Annotated in this window: 26 protein-coding genes; 9 read left to right on the top strand and 17 right to left on the bottom strand. The window is 66.1% G+C overall.

The window, feature by feature from the left end; all coding sequences use genetic code 11:
• Window positions 1-250 precede the first annotated feature (250 nt).
• Together ahpC and ahpF are read left to right on the top strand one after the other, a co-directional pair.
• The gene (gene ahpC, locus HUK68_RS13870) at window positions 251-814 is read left to right on the top strand and encodes an alkyl hydroperoxide reductase subunit C (protein WP_175504699.1); all 564 of its coding nucleotides are present in this window, start codon (window positions 251-253) and stop codon (window positions 812-814) included.
• Between the two features lie 95 nt (window positions 815-909).
• Complete coding sequence (gene ahpF / locus HUK68_RS13865) at window positions 910-2,466, top strand: alkyl hydroperoxide reductase subunit F (RefSeq protein WP_175504698.1); 1,557 nt, start codon at window positions 910-912, stop codon at window positions 2,464-2,466.
• Between the two features lie 158 nt (window positions 2,467-2,624).
• Here ahpF and ppsR read toward each other — a convergent pair whose 3' ends face one another.
• Window positions 2,625-3,446 (bottom strand): posphoenolpyruvate synthetase regulatory kinase/phosphorylase PpsR, encoded by an 822-nt coding sequence (gene ppsR / locus HUK68_RS13860; RefSeq protein ID WP_175504697.1) that lies wholly within the window; start codon window positions 3,444-3,446, stop codon window positions 2,625-2,627.
• Window positions 3,447-3,649: 203 nt separating this feature from the next.
• On the opposite strand from ppsR, the gene ppsA reads away from it, so the two are divergent.
• Window positions 3,650-6,043: a phosphoenolpyruvate synthase gene (gene ppsA, locus HUK68_RS13855; protein ID WP_175504696.1), complete on the top strand. Its 2,394-nt coding sequence runs from the start codon at window positions 3,650-3,652 to the stop codon at window positions 6,041-6,043.
• 66 nt (window positions 6,044-6,109) lie between these two features.
• On the opposite strand, the gene HUK68_RS13850 is transcribed toward ppsA, so the two are convergent.
• The 3 genes from HUK68_RS13850 to HUK68_RS13840 all read right to left on the bottom strand — a co-directional run bounded on the left by HUK68_RS13850 (window position 6,110) and on the right by HUK68_RS13840 (window position 7,900).
• On the bottom strand, window positions 6,110-6,463 hold the full coding sequence (locus HUK68_RS13850) for an FKBP-type peptidyl-prolyl cis-trans isomerase (protein ID WP_175504695.1): 354 nt from the start codon (window positions 6,461-6,463) through the stop codon (window positions 6,110-6,112).
• Between the two features lie 71 nt (window positions 6,464-6,534).
• Window positions 6,535-6,840, bottom strand: coding sequence for a winged helix-turn-helix transcriptional regulator (locus HUK68_RS13845; RefSeq protein ID WP_175504694.1), 306 nt, complete (start codon window positions 6,838-6,840; stop codon window positions 6,535-6,537).
• A 193-nt stretch (window positions 6,841-7,033) separates the two neighbouring features.
• On the bottom strand, window positions 7,034-7,900 hold the full coding sequence (locus HUK68_RS13840) for a LysR substrate-binding domain-containing protein (protein WP_175504693.1): 867 nt from the start codon (window positions 7,898-7,900) through the stop codon (window positions 7,034-7,036).
• 118 nt (window positions 7,901-8,018) lie between these two features.
• Between HUK68_RS13840 and HUK68_RS13835 the strand changes: the two genes are divergently transcribed.
• The 3 genes from HUK68_RS13835 to HUK68_RS13825 all read left to right on the top strand — a co-directional run bounded on the left by HUK68_RS13835 (window position 8,019) and on the right by HUK68_RS13825 (window position 11,273).
• On the top strand, window positions 8,019-8,981 hold the full coding sequence (locus HUK68_RS13835; protein ID WP_175504692.1) for a hydroxymethylglutaryl-CoA lyase: 963 nt from the start codon (window positions 8,019-8,021) through the stop codon (window positions 8,979-8,981).
• Window positions 8,982-9,002: 21 nt separating this feature from the next.
• Window positions 9,003-10,229, top strand: a complete 1,227-nt coding sequence (locus tag HUK68_RS13830; RefSeq protein ID WP_175504691.1) for a CaiB/BaiF CoA transferase family protein — start codon at window positions 9,003-9,005, stop codon at window positions 10,227-10,229.
• Window positions 10,230-10,298: 69 nt separating this feature from the next.
• The gene (locus HUK68_RS13825; protein WP_175504690.1) at window positions 10,299-11,273 is read left to right on the top strand and encodes a tripartite tricarboxylate transporter substrate-binding protein; all 975 of its coding nucleotides are present in this window, start codon (window positions 10,299-10,301) and stop codon (window positions 11,271-11,273) included.
• Here the strand turns inward: HUK68_RS13825 and HUK68_RS13820 are convergent.
• The 11 genes from HUK68_RS13820 to HUK68_RS13770 form a co-directional block, all read right to left on the bottom strand.
• The gene (locus tag HUK68_RS13820) at window positions 11,270-12,637 is read right to left on the bottom strand and encodes an FAD-binding oxidoreductase (protein WP_175504689.1); all 1,368 of its coding nucleotides are present in this window, start codon (window positions 12,635-12,637) and stop codon (window positions 11,270-11,272) included. The genes HUK68_RS13825 and HUK68_RS13820 overlap by 4 nt on opposite strands.
• Before the next feature lie 131 nt (window positions 12,638-12,768).
• Complete coding sequence (locus HUK68_RS13815; protein WP_175504688.1) at window positions 12,769-13,662, bottom strand: ABC transporter permease; 894 nt, start codon at window positions 13,660-13,662, stop codon at window positions 12,769-12,771.
• Entirely contained in the window at window positions 13,659-14,498 is an 840-nt protein-coding gene (locus HUK68_RS13810; protein ID WP_244146177.1) for an ABC transporter ATP-binding protein, read from the bottom strand. The genes HUK68_RS13815 and HUK68_RS13810 overlap by 4 nt, the downstream gene beginning before the upstream one ends.
• Before the next feature lie 54 nt (window positions 14,499-14,552).
• Window positions 14,553-15,545 carry an ABC transporter substrate-binding protein gene (locus tag HUK68_RS13805; RefSeq protein ID WP_175504687.1) on the bottom strand — a complete coding sequence of 331 codons (993 nt, stop codon included), beginning with the start codon at window positions 15,543-15,545 and terminating at the stop codon, window positions 14,553-14,555.
• A 56-nt stretch (window positions 15,546-15,601) separates the two neighbouring features.
• Complete coding sequence (locus HUK68_RS13800; protein WP_175504686.1) at window positions 15,602-16,465, bottom strand: creatininase family protein; 864 nt, start codon at window positions 16,463-16,465, stop codon at window positions 15,602-15,604.
• Between the two features lie 31 nt (window positions 16,466-16,496).
• On the bottom strand, window positions 16,497-16,958 hold the full coding sequence (locus tag HUK68_RS13795) for a RidA family protein (protein WP_175504685.1): 462 nt from the start codon (window positions 16,956-16,958) through the stop codon (window positions 16,497-16,499).
• Window positions 16,955-18,268 carry an amidohydrolase family protein gene (locus HUK68_RS13790; RefSeq protein ID WP_175504684.1) on the bottom strand — a complete coding sequence of 438 codons (1,314 nt, stop codon included), beginning with the start codon at window positions 18,266-18,268 and terminating at the stop codon, window positions 16,955-16,957. Before HUK68_RS13790 ends, HUK68_RS13795 begins: the two co-directional genes overlap by 4 nt.
• Window positions 18,269-18,279: 11 nt before the next feature.
• The gene (locus HUK68_RS13785; RefSeq protein ID WP_175504683.1) at window positions 18,280-18,867 is read right to left on the bottom strand and encodes an NAD(P)H-dependent oxidoreductase; all 588 of its coding nucleotides are present in this window, start codon (window positions 18,865-18,867) and stop codon (window positions 18,280-18,282) included.
• Window positions 18,868-18,877: 10 nt separating this feature from the next.
• Window positions 18,878-19,180 carry a 2Fe-2S iron-sulfur cluster-binding protein gene (locus HUK68_RS13780; RefSeq protein WP_175504682.1) on the bottom strand — a complete coding sequence of 101 codons (303 nt, stop codon included), beginning with the start codon at window positions 19,178-19,180 and terminating at the stop codon, window positions 18,878-18,880.
• A 116-nt stretch (window positions 19,181-19,296) separates the two neighbouring features.
• On the bottom strand, window positions 19,297-19,953 hold the full coding sequence (locus HUK68_RS13775) for a TetR/AcrR family transcriptional regulator (RefSeq protein WP_175504681.1): 657 nt from the start codon (window positions 19,951-19,953) through the stop codon (window positions 19,297-19,299).
• Window positions 19,954-19,999: 46 nt separating this feature from the next.
• Window positions 20,000-20,527, bottom strand: a complete 528-nt coding sequence (locus HUK68_RS13770; protein ID WP_175504680.1) for a nucleoside deaminase — start codon at window positions 20,525-20,527, stop codon at window positions 20,000-20,002.
• 250 nt (window positions 20,528-20,777) lie between these two features.
• Here HUK68_RS13770 and HUK68_RS13765 point away from each other — a divergent pair, with 250 nt between their 5' ends.
• Window positions 20,778-21,770 carry an isopenicillin N synthase family dioxygenase gene (locus HUK68_RS13765; RefSeq protein ID WP_175504679.1) on the top strand — a complete coding sequence of 331 codons (993 nt, stop codon included), beginning with the start codon at window positions 20,778-20,780 and terminating at the stop codon, window positions 21,768-21,770.
• An 18-nt stretch (window positions 21,771-21,788) separates the two neighbouring features.
• Here the strand turns inward: HUK68_RS13765 and HUK68_RS13760 are convergent, their stop codons facing one another.
• The gene (locus HUK68_RS13760; RefSeq protein ID WP_175504678.1) at window positions 21,789-22,238 is read right to left on the bottom strand and encodes a MarR family winged helix-turn-helix transcriptional regulator; all 450 of its coding nucleotides are present in this window, start codon (window positions 22,236-22,238) and stop codon (window positions 21,789-21,791) included.
• Between the two features lie 57 nt (window positions 22,239-22,295).
• On the opposite strand from HUK68_RS13760, the gene HUK68_RS13755 reads away from it, so the two are divergent.
• On the top strand, window positions 22,296-22,853 hold the full coding sequence (locus HUK68_RS13755) for a PaaI family thioesterase (RefSeq protein WP_175504677.1): 558 nt from the start codon (window positions 22,296-22,298) through the stop codon (window positions 22,851-22,853).
• Window positions 22,840-23,319: a MaoC family dehydratase gene (locus HUK68_RS13750; RefSeq protein ID WP_175504676.1), complete on the top strand. Its 480-nt coding sequence runs from the start codon at window positions 22,840-22,842 to the stop codon at window positions 23,317-23,319. Before HUK68_RS13755 ends, HUK68_RS13750 begins: the two co-directional genes overlap by 14 nt.
• A gap of 328 nt (window positions 23,320-23,647) precedes the next feature.
• Here HUK68_RS13750 and rpoD read toward each other — a convergent pair whose 3' ends face one another.
• On the bottom strand, window positions 23,648-26,047 hold the full coding sequence (rpoD, locus tag HUK68_RS13745; RefSeq protein ID WP_175504675.1) for an RNA polymerase sigma factor RpoD: 2,400 nt from the start codon (window positions 26,045-26,047) through the stop codon (window positions 23,648-23,650).
• Window positions 26,048-26,249: the final 202 nt, after the last annotated feature.

The raw sequence follows: 26,249 nt of genomic DNA, 5'->3' as shown, positions 1-26,249 counted from the left end.
CTGTTCGTCACGTGGTTGTAACGGCTTGTCCCTGCAATCGCGGTATGGCTGCGTTTGAGCATGACTCGTGTTTGCGTTGTGGGAAGTCCCTTGTGACGCCAAACCCGCGCTACTCGACCCTGGAGCTATGAGATGCGATATTTAATAGAGATATTAAATCGACATAATAAAGTCAATTGATTAGATATATTTTGTGGAAGCTTTAAACTTCATACCTGTGTTCAGTCGATCCACTCAATAAGGAAGCAACATGTCCGTTATCAATACCGAAATCAAACCTTTCAAGGCCAGCGCTTTCAAGGCCGGCAAGTTCATCGACATCACCGAAAAGGACGTGCTGGGCAAGTGGGCCGTGTTTGTCTTCTACCCCGCCGACTTCACCTTCGTCTGCCCCACCGAACTGGGCGACGTGGCTGACCACTACGCAGAATTCCAGAAGATGGGCGTGGAGATCTTCTCCGTGTCCACCGACACGCACTTCGTGCACAAGGCCTGGCACGACGCTTCGGAAACCATCGCCAAGATCCAGTACACCATGATCGGCGACCCGACCATGGCCATCTCGAACAACTTCGAGATCCTGCGCGCCGACCAGGGCCTGGCCAACCGCGGTACCTTCATCATCGACCCCCAGGGCGTGATCCAGGCTGTGGAAATCACCGCCGAAGGCATCGGCCGCGACGCCACCGAGCTGCTGCGCAAGGTCAAGGCTGCACAGTACGTGGCTGCCCACCCGGGTGAAGTCTGCCCCGCCAAGTGGCACGAAGGCGAAGCCACGCTGGCTCCTTCGCTGGACCTGGTTGGCAAGATCTAAGAGATTGCCTCTGAAAAGCCCGGGGCGATCCGGGCTTTTTTTGACACTCTGAATCAATAGCTATCGAAATTATAATTTAATAGGATTTGACTAAAATGCTCGACGCCACACTCAAGACCCAACTCAAGGCCTATCTCGAACGCGTGCAAAAGCCGCTGGAGATCGTCGCCTCTCTCGATGACTCCAAGGCGTCTGGCGAAGTCAAATCCCTGCTGGCCGACTTGGTGGCGCTCAGCGACAAGATCACCGTCGTCGAAAGCCCCGGCGCCGATGCGCGCAAGCCGTCCTTCCTGATCACGAACCCGGGCGTGAACTCCGGCGTGCGCTTTGCGGGCGTGCCGCTGGGCCATGAGTTCACCTCGCTGGTGCTGGCGCTGCTGCAGGTCGGCGGCCATCCGTCCAAGGAATCGGCCGAGCTGATCGAACAGATCAAGGCCATCGACACGCCGCTGAACTTCGAGACCTACTACTCGCTGTCGTGCCACAACTGCCCCGACGTGGTGCAGGCGCTGAACCTGATGAGCGTGCTCAATCCGAACATCACCCACACCGCCATCGACGGCGCGCTGTTCCAGGGCGAGATCGAGGCCCGCGAGATCATGGGCGTGCCCACGGTGTTCGTCAATGGCGAGCGCTTCGGCCAGGGCCGCATGGAACTCGCCGAGATCGTCGCCAAGGTCGACAGCGGCGCTGTGGCGCGTGAAGCGGCGAAGATCAGCGCCAAGGATGCGTTCGATGTGCTGATCGTCGGCGGCGGCCCCGCTGGCGCGGCTGCGGCCGTCTATGCGGCGCGCAAGGGCATCCGCACCGGCATTGCGGCGGAACGCCTGGGCGGCCAGGTGCTCGATACCGTCGACATCGAGAACTACATCTCGGTGCAGAAGACCGAAGGCCCGCAGTTCGCCGCCGCGCTCGAGCGCCATGTGCGCGACTATGAGGTCGACATCATGAACCTGCAGCGCGCCAAGGCACTGATCCCCGCGAGCGAAGAAGGCGGCCTGGTGACCGTAGAGCTGGAGTCGGGCGCGACGCTGCGCTCGAAGACGGTGATCCTGTCGACCGGCGCGCGCTGGCGCAACATGAACGTGCCCGGCGAGGACACCTACCGCACCAAGGGCGTGACCTACTGCCCGCACTGCGACGGCCCGCTGTTCAAGGGCAAGCCCGTGGCCGTGATCGGCGGCGGCAACTCGGGTGTCGAAGCCGCGATCGACCTGGCCGGCATCGTCAAGCATGTGACGCTGCTCGAGTTCGGCGCCGAACTGCGCGCCGATGCGGTGCTGCAGCGCAAGCTGCGCAGCCTGCCCAACGTCACGGTGATCGTGAACGCCGAGACCACGCAGGTCAACGGCGACGGCAAGAAGGTCACGGGCCTGACCTACAAGGACCGGGTGTCGGGCAGCGTGCAGGACATTGCGCTCGATGGCATCTTCGTGCAGATCGGCCTGCTGCCCAACACCGACTGGCTCAAGGGCACGGTCGAACTCACGCGCTTCGGCGAGATCATCATCGACGCCAAGGGCCACACCAATGTGCCGGGCGTGTTTGCCGCGGGCGACTGCACCGATGTGCCCTACAAGCAGATCGTGATTGCAGCCGGGGCGGGCGCGACGGCGGCATTGTCGGCCTTCGACCATCTGATCCGGCATTGATCCACTGCGGGTGAAATGCAAAAGGACTGCCATGGCAGTCCTTTTTCCATTGCCGGGGTCGTTCATCCGGACGAACGGGAATACCCCAGCCTCGGCCCTTCTATCGCCAGCGCAGAAATCCGTTCGTCCTGAGCCTGTCGAAGGATGATGGGCAGGAATCAGTAACCCAGCCTTTCAGGTTTTACTTCCTGAAGGATCGTGGTGGCGATCTCCTCGATCGACTTGTTGGTGCTCGACAGCCAGCGGATGCCCGTGCGCCGCATCATCGATTCGGCTTCGGCGACTTCGTGGCGGCAGTTCTCGAGGCTGGCGTAGCGCGAGTTGGGACGGCGCTCGTTGCGGATGTCGGACAGGCGCTGCGGGTCGATCGACAGGCCGAACAGCTTCTTGCGCACCGGCAGCAGCGCGGGCGGCAGCTGGCGCCGGTCGAAATCCTCGGGAATCAGCGGATAGTTGCCGACCTTGAGGCCGAACTGCATGGCGAGATAGAGGCTGGTGGGCGTCTTGCCGCTGCGGCTCACGCCGACCAGGATCACATCGGCGCCAGCGAGATCGTGGTTGGTCTGGCCATCGTCGTGCGCGAGGCTGAAGTTGATCGCCTCCATGCGGTCAAGGTATTCCTTGCTCTGGCTGATGTCCGAGAAGCGCCCCACGCGGTGGTGCGATTTCAGGCCCAGCTCTTCCTCCAGCGGATTGACGAAGGTGCCGAACATGTCCATCAGCATGCCCTTGCAGTTCTCACGGATGACATCGACGATCTCCATGTCAACCAGCGTCGTGAACACGATCGGCTTCTTGCCTTCCACTTCGCCCGTGTGGTTGATCTGGCGCACCGTCTGGTGCGCCTTGTCCACGGTCGTGACGAAGGGAATGCGCACGAAGCGCGCCGCCACATCGAACTGGGTCATCAGGGCTTTGCCGAAAGTTTCGGCGGTGATGCCGGTGCCGTCGGAGATCAGGAATACGGTGCGCGTGTGCATGGTGCTCCGGGAAAAGTGAATTACGAGCCAGGCACGCGGACAAGGGTCGCGGGCCTACAATGGCGCCCATTATTCCCAATTTCGCGTCCATGCTCGGCGGCGGCCCACAAGCACAAGAGCAAAGCCTGCGCAGCGCAGCATGGACCAGACCCCGCGTCACCGGATGGCGCGGTCGCACCGGTTTTTAACTTTGGAGCTTTCCCATGTCTGCACTGTTTGAAGCGACCGCCCTGGTCGTTCCTTTCGAGAAATTGCGAATGAGCGACGTCGAGTCGGTCGGCGGCAAGAACGCCTCGCTCGGCGAGATGATCTCCCAGCTGCCCGAGGGCGTGAAGGTGCCCACGGGCTTTGCCACCACGGCCCATGCCTTCCGCGAATTCCTGGCCTTCGAAGGCCTGGCCGACCGCATCAACGCCAAGCTCGCGGCCCTCGACATCGAGGACGTGCGCGCGCTGGCCGCGGCCGGCGCCGAGATCCGCGCCATGGTCGAGAACCAGCCGTTCCCGGCCGACCTGCAAAAAGCCATCGGCGAAGCGTTCGCCACGCTGAGCGCGGGCAACGACCAGGCGTCGTTTGCGGTGCGCTCCTCGGCCACGGCCGAAGACCTGCCCGACGCCTCGTTCGCGGGCCAGCAGGAAACCTTCCTCAACGTGGTCGGCATCGACGACGTGCTGCACAAGATGAAGGAAGTGTTCGCCTCGCTGTACAACGACCGCGCGATCTCCTACCGCGTGCACAAGGGCTTCGCGCACGACGTCGTGGCGCTGTCGGCCGGCGTGCAGCGCATGGTGCGCTCGGACACCGGCGCGGCCGGCGTCATGTTCACCATCGACACTGAATCGGGCTTTGAAGACGTGGTGTTCATCACCTCGAGCTATGGCCTGGGCGAGACCGTGGTGCAGGGCGCGGTGAACCCCGACGAGTTCTACGTGCACAAGCCCATGCTCAAGGCCGGCAAGAAGGCGCTGATCCGCCGCAACCTGGGCTCGAAGCTGGTGCAGATGGTGTTTGCCTCGGCCGAGGAAAAGGCCGCCAGCGGCAAGCTGGTCAAGACCACCGATGTCGCGCCCGAGCTGCGCAACCGCTATTCGCTGACCGACGCCGACGTCGAGCAGCTCGCGCGCTACGCGCTGGTCATCGAGGAGCACTATGGCCGCCCGATGGACATCGAGTGGGGCAAGGACGGCACCGACGGCCAGATCTACATCCTGCAGGCGCGTCCCGAAACCGTGAAGAGCCAGGCCAAGGGCCAGGCCGAACTGCGCTACAAGCTGATGGGCACGGGCGCCGTGCTGGCCGAAGGCCGCGCCATCGGCCAGAAGATCGGCACCGGTCCGGTGCGCCTGGTCTCCGACATCTCGCAGATGGACCAGGTCCAGCCCGGCGACGTGCTGGTGACCGACATGACCGACCCGAACTGGGAGCCGGTGATGAAGCGCGCTTCGGCCATCGTCACCAACCGCGGCGGCCGCACCTGCCACGCGGCCATCATCGCGCGTGAACTGGGCATCCCGGCCGTGGTCGGCTGCGGCAACGCCACCGAACTGCTCAAGGCCGGCACGCTCGTGACCGTGTCCTGCGCCGAAGGCGACACCGGCAAGATCTACGACGGCCTGATTGAAACCGAAGTCACCGAAGTGCAGCGCGGCGCGATGCCCGCGATCAAGACCAAGGTCATGATGAACGTCGGCAACCCCCAGCTGGCCTTCGACTTCGCGCAGCTGCCCAACGAGGGCGTGGGCCTGGCGCGCCTCGAGTTCATCATCAACAACAACATCGGCGTGCACCCCAAGGCCATCCTGGACTACCCCGCCGTCGATGCCGATCTGAAGAAGGCCGTCGAGTCCGTGGCGCGCGGCCATGCGTCGCCGCGTGCGTTCTATGTCGATAAGGTGGCCGAAGGCGTGGCGACGATTGCCGCCGCGTTCTATCCCAAGCCGGTCATCGTGCGCATGTCGGACTTCAAGTCCAACGAGTACCGCAAGCTGATCGGCGGCAGCCGCTACGAGCCCGAGGAAGAGAACCCGATGCTGGGCTTCCGCGGCGCGGCGCGCTACATCAGCGCCGACTTCGGCGAAGCCTTCAAGATGGAATGCGAAGCCCTGCGCCGCGTGCGCGAGGACATGGGCCTGACCAACGTGCAGATCATGATCCCGTTCGTGCGCACCCTGAAGCAAGCCGAGCGCGTCAACGGACTGCTGGCCGAGAATGGCCTCAAGCGCGGCGAGAACGGCCTGAAGCTGATCATGATGTGCGAAGTGCCCTCGAACGCGATCCTGGCCGACGAGTTCCTCGAGTACTTCGACGGCTTCTCGATCGGCTCGAACGACCTGACCCAACTGACGCTGGGTCTGGACCGCGACTCGGGCCTGGAGCTGCTGGCTGCCGACTTCGACGAGCGCGATCCGGCCGTGAAGAAGATGCTCAAGCGCTCCATCGAGGCCTGCCTGGCCCAGGGCAAGTACGTGGGCATCTGCGGCCAGGGCCCGTCGGACCACCCCGACTTCGCGCTATGGCTCGCGGACGAGGGCATTTCCTCGATCTCGCTGAACCCGGACAGCGTGGTGGCCACGTGGCAGCAACTGGCTGATCGCTGAAAAAGCGTCTGCCCCATGAAAAAAGCGGCCTCGGCCGCTTTTTTCATGTCCTGAAACAGGTGTTTCTCAGACTGCGAGGAGTTCGACGTCGAACTTGAGCGTGGCGTTCGGGGGGATCACGCCGCCGGCGCCGCGGGCGCCATAGCCGAGCGCGGCGGGGATGATCAGCGTGCGCGCGCCGCCGACCTTCATGCCCTTGACGCCTTCGTCCCAGCCCTTGATGACCATGCCGGCGCCAAGGGGGAACACGAACGGGTCCTTGCGGTCCTTGCTGGAGTCGAACTTCGCGCCTTGCACGCCTTCGTTGTAGAGCCAGCCGGTGTAGTGCACGGTGACGTTGCCGCCGTGCTGCGCTTCGGCGCCGTCGCCGACAACGGTGTCTTCGTATTGCAGGCCGGATGCGGTGGTGGTGAAAGCCATGGGAGATCCTTGCTAGATGCGTTGGTGAAACTGTGCGCGGCGCAGCAGCTGCGCGCGATGCATGCCGTACTTTACTTCTTGGCGCGCGCCGTGACCCAGCGGTTGGCAAAAGCCTGCACGTCGCTGAGCCGCTTGAGCAGGTCCTGGCCCGTGTGCGTCACGATATAGCCGTCGCTGCCATGCTCGAGCAGGCCGCACTCGCGCAGTTCCTTGATGCGGGTGTTGAGCGTATTCGGGGTGATGCCGCCGACGCTGTCCTGCAGCAGGCGGAAGGTTTGCGGATGCCCGTCCCGCAGCGCCCACAACACCCGCAGCGCGTAGCGGCATTCAAGCCGCTCGAACAGCTGGTTGATGGCGACATTTTCCTTGGGGCTCATGGAACGCTTCTCCTTGCGCGATGGGTGTTTCAGCGGTGCGGCACGCGCGTCGCCAAGTCGTGAATGACTATAGCGTGGAAAGCATCTTGCTACAAGTTTGGTAGCTCCCGAACCATATCCGCCCTGCGCAGGCGAGCAGAAATGCCAAAAATGCAGGCAAATGTTGCTGCCGCGCCACGATGCCAACCGCGGCTCATGGGGCGGCCGCAGCGCGCTCGTGTGCCGGCCCGCAGGCATGCAGATGCGCGACCAGCAGGCGTGCGGCCGGGCTCAGCTGGTCCCGGCTGCGGTAGCAGATCGCAAAGCGCCGCCGCGCCCAGTCATCGGCCAGCGGCACCAGCCGCAGTCCATACGCCCGGGCAAACGGCTGCGCGATCTCCACCGGCACCACGCTGATGGCCAGATTCGCGCGCACGACGCGCAGCGCGGCTTCGAAATGCGAGACCTGCATGCGGTACTGCAGCACCTTGCCATGCACGGCCGCGGCGCGCGTGAGCATCTGCTGCACCGCGCTGAGCGCCGGCATGTTGACGTATTCATGCTCCAGCGCGTCGGCGAAATGCACGCGCTCGCGCTGCGCGATCGGGTGGCTCGCATGCGCGCAGATCGCCAGATGGTCGCCGCGGTAGCTCTCGGTCTGCAGGCCTTCGAGGTCGGCCGCATCCCAGCAAATGCCGACCGAGGCACTGCCCTCGCGCACGCCGCGCGCGACCTCGGGGCTTACGCGTTCCTCGAGGCTGACCTGGATCACCGACGCCGTGACCAGCAGCCGCACATGGCCGCGCGTGCCATGCGCATAGCCGGCCATGTCGCGCGCCACCAGTTCGCTGCGCGCCAGCAGTGCGCGCGCATGCTCTAGCAGGGTTTCGCCCGCGGGCGTGGGCTGCACGCCGCGGCGCTTGCGCACCAGCAGCTGCGTGCCGATCTGGTGCTCGAGCTGGGCCAGGCGCTTGCTGATGGCCGAGCCGACCATCGCCTGCTGCAGGCCCGCGGCCGCGATGCTGCGCTGCTCGCAGACGGCAACAAACAGCCGCAAGGTCGTGAGGTCGAGGTCGCGCATCGCAGGGCAGAGGATTGAGGTATTCCGTTTCGGAAGGCTAGAGCTTCCAAAATTGATTATCCGTTCCCGCAAGGAATTCCTAGAATCCTCACTTTCCCTATAACGATTTGGAGACGGCATGCCGTTCACTGCTTCCCACGCCACGGCAGGCCCGCGCCATGCCGTCATTCGCGAAGTCGGCCTGCGTGACGGCTTGCAAAGCCTGGCGCCGACCTTGCCCACGGCGCACAAGATCGCCTGGCTCGATGCGGCCTACGCCGCGGGCCAGCGCGAGATCGAGGTCGGCTCCTTCGTGCCCGCGCGGCTGCTGCCCCAACTGGCCGATACCGCCGAAGTGCTGGCCCATGCCAAGACGCTGCCCGGCCTGGTGGCATCGGTGCTGGTGCCCAACCTCAAGGGCGCGCAAAAGGCGCTCGAATGCGACGCCGACCTGCTGGTGGTGCCGCTGTCGGCAAGCCACGCGCACAGCCTGGCCAATCTGCGCAAGACACCCGACGAGGTGGTGGCCGAGGTGGCACGCATCCGCGCGCAGCGCGATGCGGGCGGCCACGCCACGCTGATCGAAGGCGGCGTGGGCACGGCCTTCGGCTGCACGCTGCAGGGCGAGGTCGCGCCCGAGGAAGTGCTGCGATTGATGGTGGCGCTGCTCGATGCGGGCGCGGACCGGGTCAGTCTCGCCGATACTGTCGGGTTTGCCGATCCCGAGAGCGTGCGCCGGCTGTTCGAGCGCGCGCGCCGCGAAGTCGGCGACAAGCTGGCCTGCGCGCATTTCCACGATACGCGCGGCATGGGGCTGGCGAATGCCTATGCCGCCTGGCAGACCGGCATCGAGCGCTTCGATGCCTGCCTGGCCGGCATTGGCGGCTGTCCGCATGCGCCTGGCGCCAGCGGCAATGTGACGACCGAGGACCTGGCGTTCATGCTCGAGCGCATGGGCGTGGCCACGGGATTGGATGTGACGGCCCTGCTGGCATTGCGCCGGCAGCTCGGGGCCTGGTTGCCAGGGGAGACCCTGCATGGTGTGCTGTGGCAGGCAGGTCTGCCGCAGGTGCTCAATGGCGCGGCGGCAGTGGCCGCCTGAGCCGGATTTGGATGGAATGCGATGTCTGAGAATTTGAATGCGCCAGCGGCTGCGGCCCCGGCGAATGCGCTACCGCTACAGGGCCTGCGCGTGGTGGAGTTTTCCCATATGGTCATGGGGCCCACCTGTGGCATGGTGCTGGCCGACCTGGGGGCCGAGGTGATCAAGGTCGAGCCCGTCGAGGGCGACCGCACGCGCCACCTGCTGGGCGCGGGCGCGGGTTTCTTCCCGATGTTCAACCGCAACAAGAAAAGCATTGCGCTGGATTTGCGCCACCCCGACGGGCTGCAGGCCGCGATCCGGCTGGCGTCTTCGGCCGATGTCGTGGTGCAGAACTTCAAGCCCGGCGTGATGAGGAAGTACGGCCTCGACTACAGCGCGCTGTCGCGCCTGAACGAGCGGCTGATCTACGTGAACCACGCGGGTTTCCTGCCCGGGCCGTACGACAAGCGCACGGCGCTCGATGAAGTGGTGCAGATGATGGGCGGACTGGCGTACATGACCGGCCGTCCCGGCGACCCGCTGCGCGCGGGTGCGAGCGTCAACGACATCATGGGCGGCATGTTCGGCGCGATCGGCGCGATGGCGGCGCTGATGCAGCGCGGCATCACCGGCCGCGGCCAGGAAGTCGACTCGGCGCTGTTCGAGAACAATGTGTTCCTGGTCGGACAGCACATGATGCAGTACGCGGTCACCGGCGAAGCCGCCGCGCCCATGCCCGAGCGCATCTCGGCCTGGGCGGTCTATGACGTGTTTAGCGTCAAGGACGATGGCCAGATATTCCTCGCCGCCGTGAGCGATGCGCAATGGCGCACGCTGTGCGACGCGCTGGACTTCGCCGATCTCAAGGCCGACCCGCTGCTGGCAACCAACAACGACCGCGTGCGTGCACGCCCGACGCTGCTGCCCGAGCTGCGCCGCCGCCTCGCGGCCTACAGCACCGAGCAGCTGTCCGACGTGTTCGAGCGCAACGGCCTGCCCTATGCACCCATCGTGCGCCCCGAGCAGCTGTTCGACGACCCGCACCTCAACGCCACGGGCGGCCTGGCCGAAGTCACGCTCACCGATGGCGAGCGTGCAGGCCAGACGGCGCGCACCACGCTGCTGCCGATCCGCATGGACGGCCAGCGCCCGGGCATCCGCCACAACCCGCCGACGCTGGGCGAACACACGCGGCAGCTGCTCGATGGATTGGGCTACAGCCCTGATGAGGTCAAGGCCATGGAAGCCAGCGGCGCCGTGGTTTGAGCTTGCCCCCGAGCCTGCGCACTGCGCAGGCTTTTTTGTATTTCGCATAAAAAACAGCAGGAGACAAAAATGCAATTCCCCAAGACCCCACGCCGTACGCTGTTGACCCTGGCCGCCGCCGCGCTGTTTGCCCCCTTGGCCGCGCTGGCGCAGGGCGACAAGCCGCTGCGCGTGATCCTGCCGCTGTCGGCGGGCTCGGGCGCCGATGGCGCGATCCGCGCGATCAGCAGCCAGCTGGCCAAGGCCGTGGGCCATCCCGTGGTGATCGAGAACCTGCCGGGCGCGGGCGGCATCACCGGCACGGCGCAGATCGTGCGCGGGCCGCGCGATGGCTCGATGATCGGCGTGGTGTCGAACAACCATGTGGTCAATCCCAGCGTCTATCCGTCGATTCCGTTTGACGCGATGCAGGACATCGCGCCCATCACCGTCATCGGCGCCACGCCCTTCGTGCTGGTGGCCAACCCGGCGCTGCCGGCGCGCAACATCCAGGAGCTGGTGGCGCTGGCCAAGGCCAAGCCCGGCACGCTCAACTACGGCTCCTCGGGTAACGGCACCATCCTGCATCTGGGCGCGGCCATGGTGGTCGACCAGGCCAAGCTCGACGTGAAGCACATTCCCTACAAGGGCATGGGCATGCTGATGAACGACCTGCTCAGCGGCCAGGTGCAGTGGGCCGTGGTGGCGCTCGCGCCCGCGGCGCCGCACATCAAGAGCGGCATGCTGCGCGCCCTGGGCGTGACCACGGCGCAGCGCGTGCCGTCGATGCCCGAGCTGCCGACCATTGCCGAGCAGGGCCTGCCCGATTACGCGCTCGAAGGCTGGATCGCGGCCATCGGTCCCAAGGACCTGCCCATGGCCGAGCGCCAGCGCCTGCACCAGGGCTTCCAGCAGGCGCTGGCCCAGCCCGAGGCGCGCAATGCGCTGATCGCGCAGGGCTACGAGATCAAGCTGACGCCGCCCGAGGCCACGGCGGCGTTCATGCGCTCGGAGATGCAGCGCATGGCGCAAGTCGTCAAGAATGCCAGCGTGAAAGTGGACTAGGCCGTCTGGCGCACGGGCTGCACGGCCTCCCAGCTGCGCAGCTTGCCCGGATTGAGCAGCCCCTGCGGATCGAAGCGCTGCTTGGTGGCCACCACCGCCGGGTCGAGGTTGTTCTGCTTGCCGTCCTCGACGATGTAGACATGCGGGTTGTTGATCTGCACGCCATGGTCGCGGTGGATCTGCATGATCTGGTTGAGCCGTTCCTCGGTGGTGTAGCGGATGAGCTGCAGGCCGCTGCAGTTGGGCGCGCCTTCCTTGGTGCGCAGGAATTCGAGGTGCATCATCACCTCGCCCTGCAGCGCGGCCTGCAGCGCCTTGACCTGTTCGATGCGGCGCTGGGGGGTGAAGCCGCTCTGGATATAGGTCAGGTTCTTGTCGATCTTGAGCGCATGCAGCGTGGTGTGGTTCCAGGTGTATTCGACCAGCGTCTTGTTGCCGGCCTTCACCTCCTCGGCTGTCTTGCGGTAGCTGATCTGCCCGCCATGCAGCGCCGCCATCTCGCGCATGCCGGCCTCGGAGTGCGGCGCGACCAGCAGCAGCACGGCGTGGCAGCCCGCGCGCAGGTGCTCGGCGAGGCTGGTGAAGTATTCGGGAATCGGCGCGGCCAGGAAGCAGACTTCCTTTTTCTCCAGGCCCGGCGCGCAGGCGAAGCGGTCGGCAAATTCCAGCGCCGCATCGAAGTCGTCGAAGCTGGCGATGCATTCTGTCCAGGCGATGGCCGGCGTGAGCGCGACTTCGAGTTCGAGCACGATGCCGTTGGTGCCGTAGGTATGGTGCAGCCGCATGGCTTCGGCGCCGCGCAGCTCGATGACCTGCGGGTCGGGCTCCACGCTCATCGCGCGCACCGCCAGCACATTGCCGGGCGCGGCCAGCGGGCCGTGGTTGATCGAGCCCGCGCCGCCAAAGCCGCCGCCGAACAGGCCGCCCAGCGTCGCGCTGCGGTAGGTCGAGGGCAGCCAGCGCAGCTCCTGGCCCAGCGGCTTGGCCTGCGCGTCGAAGTCGGCGAGGCGGATGCCGGCCTGGGCCCGGCCGACACCGCCGCGCACCCAGCCAAACGCGTTGTAGGCCGACAGGTCCAGTATCACGCCGCCGTGCAAAGGCGTGCACTGGCCGTAGTTGCCCGTGCCGCTGCCGCGCACGGTGATCGGAATGCCGGCGCTGGCGCAGGCCGCGACCACCTGGCGGATCTCGTCCTCGCTGCGCGGGCGCACGGCGATCTCGGCGCGCTTGCCCGCGAGTTCGCGCTTGAGCACCGGGCTGAACCAGGCAAAGTCCTGCGAGAGACGGCCCACGCGCAGCGGGTCGGTGATCCAGTCGAGATCGGGCAGTTGTTCGGGGAGCTGGTGGGCGGCGGTGGTGGTCATGATTTGGTTAGGCGCTCGTTCAAAAACGGGAGAGTGGGGGGCGCCGAGCAAGGGCCGCCCCGCAGCGAGGGCGCCGTCCCCCTCCACCGAAGGTTGAGAGGGGGAAGACGCGAAGCGGCTCAGGGGGTGCGTTAGTTCTCGCTGGAATGCCAGCTGCCCAATGCCAGGCGGCTAAGCCACGCCATCAGCACGAACATCCCCACGCCGGTCAGCGAGATCAGCAGCAGCGCGGCAAACATGCGCGGGATGTTGAGCTGGAAGCCGGCCTGCAGGATCTGGTAGGCCAGGCCCGCGCCCGCGCCGCCCGTGCCCGCAACGAACTCGGCGACGACGGCGCCGATCAGCGCCAGGCCGCTGGAGATGCGCAGCCCGCCAAAGAAGTAGGGCAGCGCGCTCGGGATGCGCAGCCGCACCAGCGTCTGCAGCCGGGTCGCGCGGTTGAGCTGGAAGTAGCTTTGCAGGTCGGGCTCGATGCTGCGCAGGCCCAGCGTGGTGTTGCTGATGATGGGAAACAGCGCCACCAGCGCCGCGCAGATCACCATCGATGCCGTCGGGTCCTTGACCCAGATGATGATCAGCGGCGCGACGGCCACGATGGGCGTGACCTGCAGCAGCACGGCATAGGGAAACAGCGCGGTCTCTATGCCCTTGCTCTGCACGAACAGAAAGGAGATCAGCACGCCGGCAACGGTCGCGGCAATGAAGGCCAGCAGCGTGATCTTGATCGTGACCCACAGCGACGCGCCCAGCGGCGCCCAGTCGGCGATCAGCGTCTCGAGCATCAGCAGCGGCGAGGGCACGAGATAGGGCGGCAGCTCCAGCCCCGTGACCAGGCCCTGCCACAGCGCAAGCAAGGCCACGCCGACCAGCAAGGGATAGAGCACGCGCTGCACGCGCGGCTGCCGCAGCAGCGGCGTGCGCGCGGGCTTCGTGCGCACCGCCGGCTGGCGCTGGGCAATGGCGGGCGCAGCCGGCTCGGCGCGCGGCATGTCGGCCGCAGCCACAGAGGGAAATGGGGTGCTCATGCAAATGCCTCCATGGAGTCGGCGCTGGCACGCAGCAGGCTGTCCTGCAGCAGCCTGGCGTAGCGGTTGAATTCGGGCGAGACCATGAAATCGGCGCTGCGCGGGTAGGGCGCGTCGATGCGGAATTCCTCGACCACGCGGCCCGGGCGCGCGGCCATCATCACCACGCGGCTGGAGAGAAACACCGCCTCGTGGATGGAGTGCGTGACGAAGATCACGGTGAGCTTCTTCTTGCGCCACAGGTCCAGCAGGTCGGCATCGAGCTTGTGGCGCGTGATCTCGTCAAGCGCGCCAAACGGCTCGTCCATGAGCAGCAGGTCGGGCTGGGTCACCAGCCCGCGCGCAATCGACACCCGCATCTGCATGCCGCCCGACAGCGCGCGCGGCAGCGCCTTGGAAAATTTCGCCAGGCCGACCAGGGCCAGCGCTTCGCCCACGCGCGCATCGGCCTCGGCGCGCGGCACGCCCGCCAGGTCCAGCGGCAGGCGCACATTGGTCTGCACGCTGGCCCAGGGCATGAGCGTCGGCGACTGGAACACGAAGGCCATCTTCTTGCCGCTCTCCTCGAGCTGCGCCACGGGCTTGCGCCACAGCTGCAGCCGGCCGTCGGTGGGCTCGAGCAGCCCGGCCACCATCTTCAGCAGCGTGCTCTTGCCGCAGCCCGAGGGACCGAGCAGCGTGACGAATTCGCCTTCCTCTATGCACAGGTCCACGGGCAGCAGCGCCTGGGTGCCGTTGGGATAGGTCTTCTCGGCCGACAGCACCTCCACGGCGTGTGCAGCGGCGTGTGCAGCGGCGGGCGCGGCGGTGGCGGGCGGGGATGCATCGGGGTTCATGGTCGCCTTTCGATGTATGGGGCCGAAGCCTCTGTTTCAGGGCTGCACTGAGGCTCAGGGCAGGACCTTGAGGTCCTTGACGAACTGGGTGCTGTAGGTATCGGCCAGCTTGACCTTGGCCGGGTCGATGAGCTTGGTCTCGACGAGGAAGTCGTAGCTCGCCTTGGCGCGCGCATCGGTCAGCACGCCTATGCCCATGCTGGCCGCGTCGCCACCCGTGACCATGCCCAGTTCCTTGAGCTTGGCGACGCTGTAGGCCAGCTGTTCGTCGGTCATGTTCGGGTTGTCCTTCTTGATCAGCGCGTTGCCGGGCGCCGGGTCGGCGAGGTAGCTCTTCCAGCCTTCCATCGAGGCCTTGACGAAGGCCGCCACCGCGGCGCTGCGCGCCTTGAGCGTCTTGTCCATGCACGACACCGTGGTCGCGTACGCGGGGAAGCCCTGGTCGCTGAACATCAGCGTGGTGGTCTTGACGCCGGCCTTGGCAATGGCAAATGGCTCGGACGTCAGATAGCCCTGCTGGGCGGTGTTCCTGTCGGCCACGAAGGGCTGGATGTTGAAGGTGTAGGGGCGCGTCTGGGCATCGGTGAAGCCGTACTTCGCCTTGAGCCAGGGCCAGTAGCCGCGCTGCGCCGACGAGCCGATGAGAATGGTCTTGCCCTTGAGGTCCTCGAACTTCTTCACGTCGTCGTGCGCGATCAGCACCTGCAGGTCCTTCTGGAACACCGCGGCGACATTGGTCACGGGCACGCCGCCTTCGCGCATCTGGATCATCTGCAGGTCGCTCGATCCCATCACGCAGTCGGCCTGGCCTGCGGCCATCATCTGCACGATGTTGACCTGGGGGCCGCCCATCTTGATGGTCGCGTCGAGGCCGTACTTCTTGTACAGGCCCGTGGCCACGGCCTGGTAGAAGCCGCCGTGCTCGGCCTGCGCATACCAGTTGGTCATATAGGTGAACTTTTCCTGCGCCTGCGCGGTGCCGAGGGCACCAAGAGCGAGCAGCGCGGCGGCACCAAGTTGGGGGAGGCGGGAAGCGGTCTTCAGCATGGCAATACTCCGGAAGGGGCAGGACAGGGGGTGGGACGGGGAGGGCTTCGCAGTTTTCAGGCCAGCGCGCTGGAGTGCTCCACATGGCCGGTGTGGTTGGCGCGGCCCCAGGTGGGCTCGGGGCGCGCCGCCCATTGCAGCTGGTGCAGCTCGGTGATGGCCGCGGCCCAGCTTCTGGCCAGCGAGTCGAGAATCGCCAGGCCCTGCTCGGCGGTCGCGGGCAGCGGGTCGCCGATGATTCCGCTCGGCCCGAAGTCGCGCGCGCTCCAGGCGCAGGCCGGCCGGCCGTCGGGCGACAGCAGTGGCGAGTCAAAGACGGGCGGGTAGTTGGTGACGGCGCGCTCCATGTGCACGGTGTCGGGCGCGAGCGCGAGCATCAGCGCGGTCTCGGCATGGCCCGCGTGCATGGCCAGCTTCTTTTCGGTGTCCGACAGGTATTTGCCGGCCACATGCGGCACGCGCCAGGTGAAACTCGGCACGACGATGAAATCGCCATGGCGCAGGCGCAGCTCGCGCGCGCACATCTCCATCACCTGCGGCTGGCCGCCATGGCCGTTGACGAACAGCAGCTTGCGAAAGCCCGCGCGGTAGACCGACTCGCCGATCTCGTTCATCGTCGCCAGCAGCGTCTCGCCGCTGAGCGTCACGGTGCCCGGGAAGTGCAGGTGCTCCTCCGACTTGCCGTAGGTGATCGGCGCCATTGCAAACGCCGGCACCTCGGGGGGCAGATGCGCCAGCGCATGGCCCACGACCCCGGCGCTGATCACCGTATCGACGGCACAGGGCAGGTGCGGGCCGTGCTGCTCGGTCGCTCCCGTGGGCAGCACGATCACGGTGTTTTCCTTGTCGGGCAGGTCGGCGATCTCGGTCCAGCTCAGATAGGGCAGGAAGCGGTGGGGCGGGTTGTAGCCATGCAGCATGGAGCGGTCTTTCGGCGGAGGGGGGAGGGTGTCAGCGCTGGGGCAGCCAGGCCGTGGCTTCGACTTCGATCAGGATCTCGGGCGTGGGCAGCATGGCGCTGACCTCGACCACGGTCGATGCGGGCGGCTCGCCCGGAAAGAACAGCTTGCGCACGCGGCTGTACTGCGGGAAGTGGTCGAGGTTCCTGAAGTACTGCACCAGCTTGACCACATCCGACATCTGCCCGCCCGCGGCTTCGATGGTCTGGCGGATGGCGTCCAGCACATGCCAGCTCTGCGCGAGGATCGGGCCTTCCTTGATGTCGCTGCTGAACTCGCCGGTGCGGCCGATCAGCGTGGCCGCGTCATCGGGAATGTCGGCATAGCCGCGCACGATGCGGCCGGCCGCCGGGTCGACGGCGATGATTCCGGAGAGGAACACCAGGTCGCCCGCGCGGCGCCAGGCGGCGTAGCGTGCCAGGGGTTGGGCAATGCCCGAGGGAGAGGCGCTCATGCGAGGCTCCTTGCGAGAACGGGACGGTGAGAGGAGGCAAAAGACCAGGCGCTGGACGCCTCGCCGCTGACGACCCGGCCCTGGCGCAGCACCACGCGCGGCTGGGTGCGCGAAGGAAAGCCCCAGGCGTCTGCCTGCTGGAAGACGATCAGATCGGCGCTGCTGCCGGGCGCCAGCGGCACTGCGGGCGCGCCGCGGCGCAGCCAGTCGGCGCGGCACAGCGACTCGGACCAGCGGTCGAAGGGCTGCTCGAGCTGCGCGGCGAGCACGCCCGCGGCCAGGGCTTCGAGCGGATCGAAGCTGCCGACCGCGCAGAACGGGTCTTGCACGTTGTCGCTGGCGACCAGCACCGGAATGCCGCGGGCCCGCGCTTCCTTGACCAGCGTGAGCCCGCGCTGGCGCGGCGTGCGGCCCGTGGTCGCGTCCTGCAGCAGCAGGTTGGTGATCGGCAGCGTGACCAGCGTGACCGGGCATTGCGCCACGGCATCGAGCGTGGCCAGTGCCGCGGCTTCGTCCTGCGCGGCCAGCGCGCAGGCATGGCCGCAGACCACCCGGCCCTCGAAGCGCAGCTCCTGCAGCAGCGCCGCCGCCGTGGCCAGGCCCTGCGCGCCGGGGTGCAGTTCCTCGTCGACATGCAGATCGACATCCAGACCATGGATTTGCGCGGCCTCGAACAGATGGCGCAGCGCCTGCGGGTTCCAGTTGGTGGAGTGCACGAAGCCGCCCAGCAGTGCGCCCGGGCCGCTCGCGGCCACCGTGCTTGCCAGGCGCAGCGCGGTATCGCGCTCGGCGAACAGGTGCAGCGGAATCAGCGCCACGCGCTCCAGCAGCAGGCGGCCGGCCCATTCCTGCGCCAACTCGCGCAATACGTTCCACGCCAGCGGCATGGCCTCGGGCTCCCACCAGTCGCAGTGCGTGCGCAGGTGCACCGTGCCGGCTTCGCAAGCCCATTGCAGCGCGCGGCTGGCGCGGGCGTGGATATCGGCCTCGGTCCAGTCCTGGCGGTCGGCCATCATGGCTTCGATGGCCCCCAGCAGGCCGGGCTCGACCTCGCCCATGCGCGGCAGCGTGAAGGTCTTGTCGAGATGCGTGTGCGCGTCGACCAGGCCGGGCAGCACCAGCGCGCCGTGCAGGGCCCAGGCATTGCCTGAGGGGGCAACGAATGCCGGGTCGTGCGGCGCCAGGCCCAGTACGCGGCCCTGGGCCAGATGCAGATCAGCCAGCGCGGGCTGGCCCCCGATGTCGGGCCATTGCGCGGGCAGCAGCCAGCGTGGCAGCCGGGCAGCAAGAAGATGTTCGGGAGCGTGCATGCCGGTCTCCTTCAGGCAAAGCGCGCCATCGCATCGCCCACGCGTGCCTTGAAGGCTTCGAGGCGCCGCGGTGTGGCCACGTTCATGTGGTAGCAAGCGTGGTAGTCGACGCGCGCCTTGCCGCCCGTGAGCAGGCGCAGGTAGCGCGTCACCGACTTGCGCGGCGGATCGCCCATCAGCAGCGCGGTCCAGCGCGGCCGGCCATAGGTCACGACGGCCGAGATGCGCTTGAGATGGGTCAGTGCGGACTTGACATGCTGCGGGTCGCTGATGTCGAAGGCCACGCCGGGCATCAGCACGCGGTCGAAAAAGCCCTTGAGCATGGCCGGCATGCCGAAGCACCAGGTGGGAAAGCAAAACACCACGGCCTCGGCCCACAGCAGGCGGTCGACATAGCCCTGCACCGGCACGCGGTTGCCGGGCACCTCGTGGTAACCCAGGCGCTCCTCGCGGCTCAGCACCGGGTTGAAGTCTTCGGCATACAGATCGCAATCGTCGACCTCATGCCCCGCGCTGCGCAGGTTGAGCACGACCTCGGTGTGCAGCGCCGCCTGGTAGCTGGTCTCGACCGGGTGGCAATAGATGACAAGAACGCGCATGGCCCGGCCCTCAGAGATCGAGGGTGAGGGCAGCGCCATGGCTGCGTGCGCAGCACACGGCGACATGGGTGCGCCGCTCCTCGGCGCTCAGGCAGCTGTCGCGGTGTTCGGGACTTCCGTCCAGCCAGCGCGTGGCGCAGGTGCCGCAGACGCCTTGCTCGCACAGCGTGTCGACGGCAATGCCGGCAAGCTGCAGCACGTCGGCCATGCTTTCGCCGGGCTCGACCGTCAGGCGCATCTGGCTGCGTGCCAGCACCAGTTCAAAGGCCTGTTCGATGGCAGGCGACGCAGCAATGGAAGCAGTGGTTTGCATGTTTGACCATTTGATTTGATCGAATGGTCAAACTCTTGCAAATGCTGTGCCAGCGTGCTCCCTGCACGAAGCGCGTGGGCCGGCTGCGCGGATGCCCGCCAGCGTGCGGCGCCTGCCTATTCTGGTGCGAGGCCGCAGCCCAGCAGCACAAAAGTGGTGAGCTCGCGCACGATGGGTTCGCGGTCGATGGGTTCGTCGGGCGCGAGGCCCAGCATGATGTGCACCTGCACGCCGTAGTCGGCGTAGTGCTGGGTCATGCCCCAGATCTGCATCAGCAGCAGCGTGGGGTCGAGCGCGCGCATGCGGCCTTCGGCGATCCAGCGCTTGATCAGCTCGACCTTCTGCTGCGTGGATTTCACGGCCACCGGCCAGTACTTGCCCAGGTTGCGGCCGCCGCCCAGCACCTCGGTCGTGAAGATGCGCGACAGGCCCGGGTTGTCGAGCGCGTAGTCGAGCTTCTTGCGCACATAGCCGGCAAGCACCGTGCGCGGGTCGTCGCTGTCGATATCGAACACGAAGGCGCTCGACCAGCCACCCAGCACCGAATACAGCAGTTCCTCGTAAAGCTCTTCCTTGCTGCTGATGTAATAGTGCAGCTGGGGCTTGGTGAGGCCCGCGCGCTCGGCAATGGCCTTGGTCGACGCGCCCTTGAAGCCATGCCGGCTGAACTCGGCAATGGCCGCTTCGCGGATGGCGTCCAGGATGCGTTCGCGGCCTTGCCGCGCGCGGCTGGGCAGGGCGCCGGCAGGAATCTCGGCTTCGGGTTCGGTCATGGGCAAGGGCAGGGGAGATGCAGCAAACTTGCCGATTCTGCCTGCTTCATGCCTTCCAGAAGCCCACATGCGGCAGGCTGGCCTCGTCGATCAGCGCCGGGCCGATGCATTCGATCTCGTGCGGCGACGCGGCAAACACATCGCGGCAGGACAGCTCGGCATCGCGCTGCTCGGCGCGCTCGCCGCGGAACACGCGCAGCCGCACCGCATCGATGCCGAACACCACGCGGCCGATGCCCGACCAGAAAATTGCGCCCGCGCACATCACGCAGGGCTCGGCCGACGAGTACAGCGTGGCCTGGGCCAGCACCTCGCGCGGGACCCGGGGGCTGAGCTGGCGCACGGCGTTGGTCTCGGCATGCGCGGTGCAGTCGCCGGTTTCGGTGGTGCTGCAATAGGCTTCGGCCAGCAGGGCGCCTTGCGCATCGACCACCACCGCGCCAAACGGCCGGTTGCCGCGCGCGCGCGCCGTGCCCGACAGCGCAATGGCCTGGCGCAGATAGGTGCCGTCGGTGTCGCCCAGCGGCGCGGGTTCTTCGAGCGGCAGGGGCGTGGCGAATACGAGGGCGGACATGGCGGTCTCCAGGAAGTGGCAATGCGCTGCGCCATGCACTTTGCATGCCAGGCATTCTTCTTGCTTGACCGGTTGCAGGAGTAGAAGCGTTCACTGTGCGGTCCGACGATGGGACTTGGCCAGCCGGAAATTGCTCTGAAGCCCGCAAGCGCCCAGGCGCCCGTGGTTTCAGCGGCATGCCGGGTGTCCGGCGGCCTGAAGCCGCACGCGGGAAGACCCTTGTTTTCACCGCTAGATTCTGGAGAACCGCATGAACACCGCCACCTACGACCTGACCGAGTTGCAAAAGGAAACGCGCATGGGCGCGATGGGCTCCGAGAGCCGCAGCCGCGAGATCCGCAAGATCGACCTGTCGAATTTCGAGCAGCGCAAGACCGAGATTGCCAACCAGCTCTGGGACGCCGCCGTCGATGTCGGCTTCTTCCAGGTCGTGAACCATGGCATCGCGCTCGATGATGTGCACGAAGCGTTTGCGATGGCCGAGCGCTTCTTCGCGCTGCCGGACGATGTGAAGGCGCAATACCCGTTGAAGAAGGCGCTCAACGTCGGCTGGGAAAGCCGCGCCCAGGTGCGCCCCTCGACCGGCACGCCGGACCAGAAGGAGTCCTACCAGATCACGCGCCCGCACATGCAGGGCCTGTGGCCCAGCGAACAGGAGCTGGCTGGCTTCCAGGCCACCATGCTGGCCTTCGAGGGCCAGTGCTGGCAGGTGGCGATGCAGGTGCTGTCGTGCTTTGCGTTCAAGCTCGGCTTCGACGACGGCTTCTTCCTGCGCGCGCACGACCCGGCGCAGCAGAGCTACCAGAGCACGCTGCGCCTGCTGCACTATTTTGCGACGCCGCCCGAGCAGCAGGCCAGCCTGGGCCTGTGGCGCGCGGGTGCGCACACCGACTTCGACTGCCTGAGCCTGCTGTTCCAGCGCCAGGGCCAGGGCGGGCTGCAGGTCTGCCCGGGCAAGGAGATGGAGAGCCAGGAGTGGACATCGGTCGAGCCCGATGAAAAAGCCATCACCTGCAATATCGGCGACATGCTGATGCGCTGGAGCGACGACCAACTGCCCTCGAACTTCCACCGCGTGAAGAACCCGTTGCCCGGCGAGTACATGGGCCCGCGCTACAGCCTGGCGTTCTTTGCGCAGGCCAACCGCGACGCGATCATCGAAGGCCCGGGCGGCAAGTACCCGCCGATCTCGGCCGGGGATTATCTGAACCAGCGCGTGGCGGCGAACTTCAAGGCCTACTGACGCAGCACCGGGCCGGCGTCATTCGTCGCCGGCATCCGCGTTCGCATCCGCATCGAAGCAGGCAATGCCCGCGTCGAGCAGCGCGTGCAGCGCGGCGACCTGTTCGGTGCCCAGGCGCGCATTGAGCGCGAGCTGGGCCTGCTTCCAGGCGCGCTGGCCTTCGGCGCGCTTGGCGCGGCCCGAGTCGGTGACTTCCACAAGGCGGCTGCGCGCATCTTCGCCCGCGCCGACCACGAGCCAGCCCTGGGCGACCAGCGGCTGCAGGTTGCGCGTGAGCGTGGAGGCATCCATCTGCATGCACCTGGCCAGATCGCCGGGCCGTATCGGGCCGAGCTTCTCCACATGCGACAGCAGCGAATACTGGGTGGTCTTGAGCCCGGCCGCGGCGGTGTAATGGTCGTAGTGGCGCGTGACAAGCCGGGTCAGCTGGCGCAGCTTCAGATTGGTACAGCCTTGGGGAGTGTTCATCTGCTATATTGTACTGGCAATGGTTGTATATACAATAATCTGACAGGAAGGCCCTCAATGGACATCGATGCTGTGCTCGCGCAATGGAGCGCGCAGGAAACCGCGGTGCGCGCGCGCCTCAATCCTGGCGCGCGGCCGCCGGCCTCGCTCGCGGGCCTCACCGGCATGGAGTTGTTCGCGGCGATTTTCGCGGGCGACTTCCCACGCGCGCCCATGGGGCTCACGCTCGATTTCATTCCCATCCACATGGAGCCCGGCACTGCGGTGTTCCAGGGCCGGCCGCAGCGCCAGCATTACAACCCGCTGGGCAGCGTGCACGGCGGGTGGTTCGCGACCCTGCTCGACTCGGCCGTGGGCTGCGCCGTGCACACGACCCTGCCCGCGGGCAAGGGCTTCACCACGCTGGAGCTCAAGCTCAACATGGTGCGCGCCCTCAGCGACCGCGTGCCTTTGGTGCGTGCCGAAGGCAAGGTGATCCACCAGGGCCGCCAGGTCGCGACCGCCGAAGGGCGGCTCGTGGGCCCCGATGGCAAGCTCTACGCGCATGCCACCACGACCTGCCTGATCTTCGATCTTCCATCCAGCGCCCAGGAGTCCGCCCATGTCCACCACTGATGCCTCCACCAGCGTTTCCTATCTCGACGACCTCGCCCCGGGGCAGCGCTTTGTCGGCAGCATGCGCCTGCAGGTGGACGCGCAACGCATCAAGTCCTTTGCCGCCGAGTTCGACCCCCAGCCTTTCCATCTCGACGACGACGCCGCGCGCGGCACGCTGTTTCGCGGCCTGGCCGCGAGCGGCTGGCACACCGCGGCGCTGACCATGCGCCTGCTCGTGGGCAAGGATTTCCCCCTGGCCGGCGGCATCGTCGGTGCGGGCTTTGACGAGCTGCGCTGGCCGCTGCCCGTGCGGCCCGGCGACACGCTGCGCGTGGAGTGCGAGGTGCTCGAAGTGCGGCCGTCGAAGTCGCGGCCCGAACAGGGCCTGCTCAAGCTGCGCACGACGACCTTCAACCAGCACGATCAGGCGGTGCAGATTTCGGTGGGTACGCTGGTGGTGCCCCGGCGCGGGAAGGGATCCTGAGCACAGGCCATGGAGGGTTGGACGCAGCCATCCCACATCCGTTCGTCCTGAGCCCGTCGAAGGATGAATGGCCCGCCCGCCACCGCATCCGTTCGTCCTGAGCTTGTCGAAGAATGAACGGCCCACCCGCCGCCGTATCCGTTCGTCCTGAGCCCGTCGAAGAATGAATGGCCCGCCCGCCGCCACCGCATCCGTTCGTCCTGAGCCTGTCGAAGGATGAATGGCCAGCCCGCAGAGCTGGTTCCTGGCGCAGGCGCAGCGCAACCTCGCCGCCCATGAAAAAAGCCATCCCGAGGGATGGCTTTCTGTGCTGCCTTGGAGGCAGTGTTTACAGCGAATCGATGAAGCTGCGCAGCTTGTCCGAACGCGAAGGGTGCTTGAGCTTGCGCAGCGCCTTGGCTTCGATCTGGCGGATGCGTTCGCGCGTCACGTCGAACTGCTTGCCGACTTCTTCCAGCGTGTGGTCGGTGGACATCTCGATGCCGAAGCGCATGCGCAGCACCTTGGCTTCGCGCGGCGTCAGGCCGTCGAGGATGTCCTTGACCACGTCGCGCAGGCCGGCCTGCATCGCGGCGTCGATCGGGGCGGTGTTCGCACCGTCCTCGATGAAGTCGCCCAGGTGGCTGTCGTCGTCGTCGCCGATCGGCGTTTCCATGGAGATCGGCTCCTTGGCGATCTTCATGATCTTGCGGATCTTGTCCTCGGGAATCTCCATCTTCGCGGCCAGGATGGACGCATCGGGTTCAAAGCCGAATTCCTGCAGATGCTGGCGGCTGATGCGGTTCATCTTGTTGATGGTCTCGATCATGTGCACCGGAATCCGGATGGTGCGCGCCTGGTCGGCGATCGAGCGCGTGATGGCCTGGCGGATCCACCACGTGGCATAGGTCGAGAACTTGTAGCCGCGGCGGTATTCGAACTTGTCGACGGCCTTCATCAGGCCGATGTTGCCTTCCTGGATCAGATCCAGGAACTGCAGGCCGCGGTTGGTGTACTTCTTGGCGATCGAGATCACCAGGCGCAGGTTGGCCTCGATCATCTCCTTCTTCGCATCGCGCGACGCACGCTCGCCGTCGTTCATGCGCTTGTTGATGTCCTTGAGGCCCGGCAGCGGCACGACCACGCGCGTCTGCAGGTCGATCAGGTTCTGCTGCAGCTCCTGCACCGGCGGGATGTTGCGCTCGAGCACATTGCTCCAGGCCTTGTTGGCATGGGCTTGCTTGACCACCCATTCGAGGTTCAGCAGGTTGGCCGGGAATTCCTTGATGAAGGTTTCCTGGGGCATGCCGCACTTGTCGACGATGATGCGGCGCAGTTCGCGTTCCTTCTTGCGCACGTCATCCACCTGCGCGCGCACCAGGTCGCAGAGCTTTTCAATCGTCTTGGCCGTGAAGCGGATGGTCATCAGCTCTTCGGTCAGCGCCGCCTGCACCTTCATGTACGCCGGAGTGCCGTAGCCTTCCTTGTCGTAGATCTTGTGCATCTTCTCGAACAGGTCGCGCATCTTGTCGAAACGCGACAGCGCATCGTTCTTCAGCTCTTCGAGCTTCTTGGTCAGCGCCTTGGAGCCGCCCTTGCCGTCGTCGTCGTCCTCTTCGTCGAATTCGTCGAAGTCTTCCTCGGCCACGTAGTCATCGGCTTCGTTGGGGTTGGAGAAACCGTCGACGATGGTCGAGATGACGACCTTGCCGCTGCGGATTTCCTCGGCCATGTTGAGGATCTCGGCAATCGTTGCCGGCGAGGCGCTGATGGCTTCCATCATGTCCTGCAGGCCGCCTTCGATGCGCTTGGCGATCTCGATTTCGCCTTCGCGCGTCAGCAGCTCGACCGTGCCCATTTCACGCATGTACATGCGCACCGGATCGGTCGTGCGGCCGAATTCCGAATCCACCGTCGACAGCGCGGCTTCGGCTTCTTCCTCGGCTTCTTCCTCGGTCGTGGCCGACTGGCCGGTGTTGTTCAGCAGCAGCGTCTCGGCGTCGGGCGTCTGTTCGTAGACCGCCACACCCATGTCGTTGAGCATGGAGATGACGACTTCGAGCGTTTCGGCGTCGACCAGCTTGTCGGGCAGATGGTCGTTGATTTCGCCGTGCGTGAGGTAGCCGCGGGTCTTGCCGAGCTTGATCAACGCCTTCAGGCGCTGGCGGCGGGTCAGCATTTCCTCTTCGGTCAGGACGGTTTCGTCCAGGCCGAATTCCTTCATCAGCGCGCGCTCCTTGGCCTTGCTGATCTTCATGCGCAGCGGCTTGACCTTTTCGGTCGTGGCCGAACTCGTGGTTTCCACCACATCGACTTCGCCTTCGAGGTCCGATTCGATGTCCGACAGGTCGGTGTCGTCCATGTCCTCGCCATCTTCCTTGGCCTTGGGCTTGCGGCCGCGCTTGGCCGGGGCCTTGTCGGCAGCGGCAGCCGCCGCCTTCTTGGCCGCGGGGGCCTTCTTCACGGCAGGTTCGGCGCCGTCTTCGGCCGCAGCCTTGGGCTTGCGGCCGCGTTTGGGGGGAGCGGCCGCCGCGAGCAGGGCGTCGGCGGCGGCAATGAGTTCAGCAGAGGTCTTGGTAGCCACGGTATTGACTTTCTTGGCAGCGGCGCGGGGCTCCGCTGTTGGGGTCGCAGTTGTCAGGGCCTTGGAGGGGGCCCTGGCAGCTGCGGTTGCAGGCAAAGATTTTTCAGCGGGTGCGGCAGGGCCAGCGGCGGACTTGGGCAACTTCGGGGACTTTGAAGCGGGCATGGACACCTCTATGCAAAATCGGACAAAGAAAACGCAAGCGCCCAGGAATGCGGCGCATGGGAGGCGAACCCACGCAGCGTGGATTGCACATCCGGAGAAAGATCTCCCGGGCAAGATGTCTGGGCGAACATTTGGGGTGCAGTCCTTGCGGTATTTGGGTCCGTGCAATTGCTGCTACTTGACGTGTTTTTCACGTTGACCC

Source organism: Comamonas antarctica (assembly GCF_013363755.1).
In the GTDB taxonomy this organism is placed as follows: domain Bacteria; phylum Pseudomonadota; class Gammaproteobacteria; order Burkholderiales; family Burkholderiaceae_C; genus Comamonas; species Comamonas antarctica.
Note: the sequence above shows the minus strand (reverse complement) of the source record. Positions and strands in the feature narration are given on the sequence as shown.

Excerpts from the sequence above, each read along its gene's own strand:
- HUK68_RS13770 (WP_175504680.1), bottom strand. The coding sequence starts at position 20,527 with ATGTCCGCCCTCGTATTCGCCACGCCCCTGCCGCTCGAAGAACCCGCG.
- HUK68_RS13790 (WP_175504684.1), bottom strand. The coding sequence starts at position 18,268 with ATGCACGCTCCCGAACATCTTCTTGCTGCCCGGCTGCCACGCTGGCTG.
- HUK68_RS13825 (WP_175504690.1), top strand. The coding sequence starts at position 10,299 with ATGCAATTCCCCAAGACCCCACGCCGTACGCTGTTGACCCTGGCCGCC.
- HUK68_RS13780 (WP_175504682.1), bottom strand. The coding sequence starts at position 19,180 with ATGCAAACCACTGCTTCCATTGCTGCGTCGCCTGCCATCGAACAGGCC.
- HUK68_RS13835 (WP_175504692.1), top strand. The coding sequence starts at position 8,019 with ATGCCGTTCACTGCTTCCCACGCCACGGCAGGCCCGCGCCATGCCGTC.
- HUK68_RS13755 (WP_175504677.1), top strand. The coding sequence starts at position 22,296 with ATGGACATCGATGCTGTGCTCGCGCAATGGAGCGCGCAGGAAACCGCG.
- HUK68_RS13815 (WP_175504688.1), bottom strand. The coding sequence starts at position 13,662 with ATGAGCACCCCATTTCCCTCTGTGGCTGCGGCCGACATGCCGCGCGCC.
- HUK68_RS13760 (WP_175504678.1), bottom strand. The coding sequence starts at position 22,238 with ATGAACACTCCCCAAGGCTGTACCAATCTGAAGCTGCGCCAGCTGACC.
- HUK68_RS13840 (WP_175504693.1), bottom strand. The coding sequence starts at position 7,900 with ATGCGCGACCTCGACCTCACGACCTTGCGGCTGTTTGTTGCCGTCTGC.
- HUK68_RS13785 (WP_175504683.1), bottom strand. The coding sequence starts at position 18,867 with ATGCGCGTTCTTGTCATCTATTGCCACCCGGTCGAGACCAGCTACCAG.
- HUK68_RS13830 (WP_175504691.1), top strand. The coding sequence starts at position 9,003 with ATGTCTGAGAATTTGAATGCGCCAGCGGCTGCGGCCCCGGCGAATGCG.
- ppsA (WP_175504696.1), top strand. The coding sequence starts at position 3,650 with ATGTCTGCACTGTTTGAAGCGACCGCCCTGGTCGTTCCTTTCGAGAAA.
- HUK68_RS13765 (WP_175504679.1), top strand. The coding sequence starts at position 20,778 with ATGAACACCGCCACCTACGACCTGACCGAGTTGCAAAAGGAAACGCGC.
- HUK68_RS13800 (WP_175504686.1), bottom strand. The coding sequence starts at position 16,465 with ATGCTGCATGGCTACAACCCGCCCCACCGCTTCCTGCCCTATCTGAGC.
- HUK68_RS13750 (WP_175504676.1), top strand. The coding sequence starts at position 22,840 with ATGTCCACCACTGATGCCTCCACCAGCGTTTCCTATCTCGACGACCTC.
- HUK68_RS13810 (WP_244146177.1), bottom strand. The coding sequence starts at position 14,498 with ATGAACCCCGATGCATCCCCGCCCGCCACCGCCGCGCCCGCCGCTGCA.
- ppsR (WP_175504697.1), bottom strand. The coding sequence starts at position 3,446 with ATGCACACGCGCACCGTATTCCTGATCTCCGACGGCACCGGCATCACC.
- rpoD (WP_175504675.1), bottom strand. The coding sequence starts at position 26,047 with ATGCCCGCTTCAAAGTCCCCGAAGTTGCCCAAGTCCGCCGCTGGCCCT.
- ahpF (WP_175504698.1), top strand. The coding sequence starts at position 910 with ATGCTCGACGCCACACTCAAGACCCAACTCAAGGCCTATCTCGAACGC.
- HUK68_RS13820 (WP_175504689.1), bottom strand. The coding sequence starts at position 12,637 with ATGACCACCACCGCCGCCCACCAGCTCCCCGAACAACTGCCCGATCTC.
- HUK68_RS13850 (WP_175504695.1), bottom strand. The coding sequence starts at position 6,463 with ATGGCTTTCACCACCACCGCATCCGGCCTGCAATACGAAGACACCGTT.
- HUK68_RS13775 (WP_175504681.1), bottom strand. The coding sequence starts at position 19,953 with ATGACCGAACCCGAAGCCGAGATTCCTGCCGGCGCCCTGCCCAGCCGC.
- HUK68_RS13805 (WP_175504687.1), bottom strand. The coding sequence starts at position 15,545 with ATGCTGAAGACCGCTTCCCGCCTCCCCCAACTTGGTGCCGCCGCGCTG.
- ahpC (WP_175504699.1), top strand. The coding sequence starts at position 251 with ATGTCCGTTATCAATACCGAAATCAAACCTTTCAAGGCCAGCGCTTTC.
- HUK68_RS13845 (WP_175504694.1), bottom strand. The coding sequence starts at position 6,840 with ATGAGCCCCAAGGAAAATGTCGCCATCAACCAGCTGTTCGAGCGGCTT.
- HUK68_RS13795 (WP_175504685.1), bottom strand. The coding sequence starts at position 16,958 with ATGAGCGCCTCTCCCTCGGGCATTGCCCAACCCCTGGCACGCTACGCC.